At 71.0% G+C, this 4,657-nt stretch carries 4 protein-coding genes and 2 pseudogenes; 4 read left to right on the forward strand and 2 right to left on the reverse strand.

Annotated features, from left to right (window positions below; genetic code table 11):
• The 3 genes and pseudogenes from JHD21_RS20740 to JHD21_RS20750 form a co-directional block, all read left to right on the forward strand.
• A pseudogene (locus JHD21_RS20740) lies at positions 1-312 on the forward strand (hypothetical protein); the annotation flags it as partial.
• A 155-nt stretch (positions 313-467) separates the two neighbouring features.
• Positions 468-1,310 (forward strand): PASTA domain-containing protein, encoded by an 843-nt coding sequence (locus JHD21_RS20745; RefSeq protein WP_292679278.1) that lies wholly within the window; start codon positions 468-470, stop codon positions 1,308-1,310.
• A gap of 35 nt (positions 1,311-1,345) precedes the next feature.
• Positions 1,346-2,272 (forward strand): PASTA domain-containing protein, encoded by a 927-nt coding sequence (locus JHD21_RS20750; protein WP_292679281.1) that lies wholly within the window; start codon positions 1,346-1,348, stop codon positions 2,270-2,272.
• Here the strand turns inward: JHD21_RS20750 and JHD21_RS20755 are convergent.
• Positions 2,248-2,559 (reverse strand): hypothetical protein, encoded by a 312-nt coding sequence (locus JHD21_RS20755; protein ID WP_365696416.1) that lies wholly within the window; start codon positions 2,557-2,559, stop codon positions 2,248-2,250. The genes JHD21_RS20750 and JHD21_RS20755 overlap by 25 nt on opposite strands.
• A gap of 10 nt (positions 2,560-2,569) precedes the next feature.
• Positions 2,570-4,291, reverse strand: coding sequence for a sodium:solute symporter family protein (locus tag JHD21_RS20760; protein WP_292679286.1), 1,722 nt, complete (start codon positions 4,289-4,291; stop codon positions 2,570-2,572).
• Between the two features lie 154 nt (positions 4,292-4,445).
• On the opposite strand from JHD21_RS20760, the pseudogene JHD21_RS20765 reads away from it, so the two are divergent.
• Positions 4,446-4,657 (forward strand): annotated as a pseudogene (locus JHD21_RS20765) (pilus assembly protein HicB); the annotation flags it as partial.

Raw genomic sequence — 4,657 nt, forward strand, 5'->3', positions numbered from 1 at the left:
CCTGAGGACCATGCCGAGGACAAGGACGAGGACGAGCCGGTCAGCGGAGGGGCCGCGCTCAGTGCCGCCGCGACCTTCGACGACCCGGACGACCAGCCCGAAACGGAGCCCGAGACCACCGCCGAGCCCGAGACCACGGCCGAGCCCGAGCCCGAGCCCGAGGCCACGGACGACGGGCCCGACGTCGAGCCCGACGTCGAGCCCGACCAGGAGCCGGACGAGAAGCCCAAGCCGGCCTCCTCCTCCGGCGCGGCCAACCAGCCCAAGACCGACGTCGACATCTCCGGGGCCGGGTCGCTCTTCGACCTCTAGCAACAAGCGGGCGGATCGTTTCAACCTGGTTGACGGCCGCCAAGCCGGCCGTCGTCCTGCAGCGCCGAGGGTGGGACGGTGAGCCGACGACCTCCGCCGCATGCCGGGCGGCAGCCTGAGGTCAACCGCAGCGCTCACCAGCGCGTCATCCAGGCATGCGGGTCGCCGTCGTCGTCCTCTCCTTGCTGCTCGTCGGCGGGTGCTCCGACGCCTCCCCACCCACGGCCCGACCCGCGCCGGAATCGAGTCCGCCGGAGCCGAGTCCGTCGGAACCGAGCACGTCGGCGACGCCGGGTCCGTCCACCCCGCCCTCCACGTCACCACCTCGCCCGAGGAGCGCCAGGGTCCCGTGGGTCGTCGGGCAGTCGATCCCGGTCGCCAGGGCCGCCCTCGCCGAGAAGGGCTTCGAGGCCGACGTACGTGCGGTCGAGTACTCCGCCTGCGTGAAGCCCCGGGTCCTCAGGCAGGACCCCCCGCGGGGCTCGCGTCGCGAGACGGGATCCACGGTTCGCCTCGACGTCACCAAGCACGGGTTGGGGCCGTGCGGCCTCGACCTCCCGGCGGCCGAGCCGGCGCTCGACGCAGCAGGGAGGGCATTCGTCGACTTCGCGCGTGGCGGCCCGCCGGACCTGCACCTGCTGGACAACCCCGTCGCCCTGTACCTCGGCGGGACCCTGCTGCACTCGATCCCGCCACAGCGCGCGGTGCACCGGCTCAGCTATGGATGGCTGTGCCCGAACTACGGCTACTACTCGGCTCGGGTCTGCCCGTTCTCCGCGGTCCGCGCCATCGCGAGCTTCCCCGGACCGATGGCGGTGACCGGTCGACCGCCCACCCCGCCGTGCGGCGGCGGGAGGTTCCTCGAGGGCCGGTTCCCGCGGACCGTCACGCTGACCCCGGATGAGGGCCGCAGCTGTGTCGACTACTTCGCGGTGGAGCTCGCGCTCGACGGCGGCGGGCGGCTCGAGGCGGTGAACCTCGTCTGGTCCGAGCCTTAACGCCCTCCGCTCCGGACACCTACCGTGGAAGAGTCATGAACGTCGACGAGTACGTCGCCGCCCGCTACGGCCGGCTGCTCGAGCGCGCCGTCGAGCTGGGCGCCCCGGAGGGACAGGCTGCCGAGTACGTCGACCTCGTGCTCCAGGAGCAGCGGAAGGCGATCCGCCGGGCCGACGACCCGGACCCGGTCGTCCTCGACGCCCTCGAACGGGCGGTGCTCAGGATCCCGGACCACCAGCGCGGCCCGTGGCCGTTCGTGGCCGTGGGACTGGCCGGGATCGCCGTCGCGGTCGGCGTCGTCCTGACCCAGGAGCCCGAGCGGGAGCCGCTGCCATCGCTGTTCGGGCTCACCGGGGACCGGGCCCGCGCGTTCCTCGAGGACGACGGCTACGAGGTCCTGCTGCGCGAGCGCCGAGCGTGCGAGCCGATGGGCACGGTGGTCGACTCCGATCCCAGGGCCGGCGACCCGGTGCCGTCGGGGGCGACGGTGTCGGTCTTCACGGCCGTGCCCGCGGGCTCCCAGTGCGAGGCCGACTACCGGAACCGCGAGGACGCCTGGGAGTTCCTGTCCTTCGCGATCTCGGGATCCTCCTCGCCCGACTTCGCCCGCACCGTCACCGTCGTGATCGACGGGGTGGAGGGGGAGCCGCGGTCGGGAGTCGGCGCGGAGACCTCTCCCCGATGGGAGGCGCTGCGCGCCATGGTCGCCGAGCAGTCGGCGGTCCCGGCCGCGACGCTGACGGGGCAGCCGGTCCTGGCTGTCACCGAGGGCGTGCCGCCGGTGCGCACCTGCGGCCTGGGGCGGCCCCCGGGAGCCGCGGACCGGACCGCTCTCCGCCTCGAGGTCGACGCCCGCGGTCCGGACGAGGCGCGCGGGTGCCCGCTGACGGTGGACCTCTACCGCGACTCGGAGGACGTCATCGACGCGGTCGTGATCTACTCCGCGGTCCCGCCGGACTGACCGGACCCGGTCGTCTCGGGGACCAGGACCGGCTTCAGCCACGCCCAGAGCAGGAAGCCGCCGCCGACGACCAGCAGGGCGACGCCCGCCCACAGGTTGGCGTTGACGCCACCGGTCTTGTCGGTGTCGGCGTCGCCGAACAACCCCGTCACGACCAGGATCACGCCGTACGTCGCCAGCAGGCCGCCGATGATGTTGCGGATGTCCAGCGCGCCGGCCTTGTGCCGCCGGTCGGGACGGCGGATCGGGCGGCCGGGGCGGTTCGTGAGCTCAGGCTTCTCGGGCATCGCGCACTCCTCAGAAGATGAAGTTGAGCACGACGACCATGCCCAGGGCCAGGCCGGCGAGCGGCATCGTGCGCTGGTACCAGGGGTAGGACGCCTCGTCCGGGTCGACGAGGTCCTCCCTGGGGGTCTCGGAGTAGACCAGCCCCTTGAGGTCCGCCGGGTCCCGGGGCTTGGTCACCAGCGACACCGCGATGCTCAGCACGATGTCGACGACGAAGGCGACCGAGGCGGCCAGGAACGCCGCGCCCTGCCCCGCGAGCGGGATGACGCCCGTGCTCAGCGAGCCGAACGCGTCCTCGGTCAGGAAGGCCACCGCGACCGCGGAGAGCGTGCCTGCGACCAGCCCCATCCAGCCCGCGGTCGCGGTCATCCGCTTCCAGAACATCCCGAGGATGAAGGTCGCGAACAGCGGGGCGTTGAAGAACCCGAAGAGCACCTGGAGGTAGTCCATGATGTTCTGGAAGTTCGAGGCCAGCCCTGCGGTGAAGATCGCGACCACCGTCGCGCCGACGGTCGCCAGCCGCCCCACCTTCAGGTAGTAGCCGTCGTCGCGCTCCTTGACGACGTAGGTCTGCCACAGGTCGTAGCTGAAGACGGTGTTGAACGCCGAGATGTTCGCCGCCATGCCGGCCATGAACGCCGCCAGCAGACCCGCGATCGCCAGCCCGAGCAGCCCGTTGGGCAGCAGGTCGCGCATGAGGTAGAGCAGTGAGTCGTTGTAGGTGACGTCCCCGGACGCGCCGCCGGCCACCGTCTCCCCCGCCTTGGTCTGCGCGATCTCGGTGACCAGGACCGCGGCGATCATGCCCGGCAGGATGGTGATGAACGGGACGAACATCTTGGGGAACGCGCCGATGATCGGCGTCTTCCGGGCCGAGGAGATCGAGTCCGAGGCCATCGCCCGCTGGACCTCGACGAAGTTCGTGGTCCAGTAGCCGAACGAGAGCACGAAGCCCAGGCCGAAGACGATGCCGACGACCGAGAACAGGTCGGAGTCGAAACCTGACAACGCGTTGCCCGGCCAGGAGTTGAGCTGCTGGTCGGCGGTGGCGGAGTCCGGGTTGTCGGCGGCCGCCGAGGTGATCTTGTCGGTCAGCCCGTCCCAGCCGCCCACCCGGTTGAGGCCGATGAGCGTCAACGGCAGCAGCGACGCCACGATCACGAAGAACTGCAGCACCTCGTTGTAGATCGCCGCGCTGAGCCCACCGAGCGTGATGTAGGAGAGCACCACCGCGGCCGCGACCACCAGCGACACCCACAGCGGCCAGCCGAGCAGCGCCCGGATGATCGTGCCGAGCAGGAAGAGGTTGATGCCCGCGATCAGCAGCTGCGCGATCGCGAACGAGAGCGCGTTGACCAGGTGCGCGCCGGTGCCGAACCGGCGGCGCATGAACTCGGGCACCGAGCGCACCTTCGAGCCGTAGTAGAACGGCATCATCACCACGCCGAGGAACAGCATCGCGGGGATGGCGCCGATCCAGAAGTAGTGCACCGTCGGCAGCCCGAACTCGGCGCCGGACGCCGACATGCCCATGATCTCGACGGCACCGAGGTTCGCCGAGATGAAGGCCAGACCGGTCACCCACGCCGGGAGCGAGCGCCCCGAGAGGAAGAAGTCGATCGAGTCGGACACCTGGCGCCGGGCCAGGACACCGATGCCGAGGACGACTGCGAAGTAGAGGCCGACGATCAGGTAGTCGACGAACGACGCCGAGATGATCGTGCCTGGCAGCACCGCCATGGCCCGGCAGTGCCCGGTCCTCGCCGAGGGCAAACCCCGGAACGTGCCGGGGGCCACAGCCCGATGCCACGATGATGTCAGCGCCAGCCAATGTGACGTCACATGGTGCTTGACATGATGTCACAGTGATGTCACTGTGTTGCACATGGACATCACCCCGTACGTCGAGCGGCTGCGCGCCGACCTCGTCTCGGCCGCCGAGGCCTCCGGGCCCGAGGCCCGCGAGCTCGCCGAGCGGCTCGGCTACGCCCTCGACCCCTCCGCCCGGCTGGCGATGATGGAGGCGATCTCCCACGCCGCCGCCGAGATCACCTCGGAGATGTCTTCCGGCGGCGTCGACGTCCGTCTAGACGGCCG

It is taken from the genome of Nocardioides sp., assembly GCF_016462705.1.
Classification (GTDB): Bacteria; Actinomycetota; Actinomycetes; order Propionibacteriales; family Nocardioidaceae; genus Nocardioides.

Bases quoted from the DNA above. Each gene is read 5' to 3' on its own strand.
- JHD21_RS20755 (WP_365696416.1), bottom strand. From the start codon at position 2,559: ATGCCCGAGAAGCCTGAGCTCACGAACCGCCCCGGCCGCCCGATCCGC.
- JHD21_RS20750 (WP_292679281.1), top strand. From the start codon at position 1,346: ATGAACGTCGACGAGTACGTCGCCGCCCGCTACGGCCGGCTGCTCGAG.
- JHD21_RS20745 (WP_292679278.1), top strand. From the start codon at position 468: ATGCGGGTCGCCGTCGTCGTCCTCTCCTTGCTGCTCGTCGGCGGGTGC.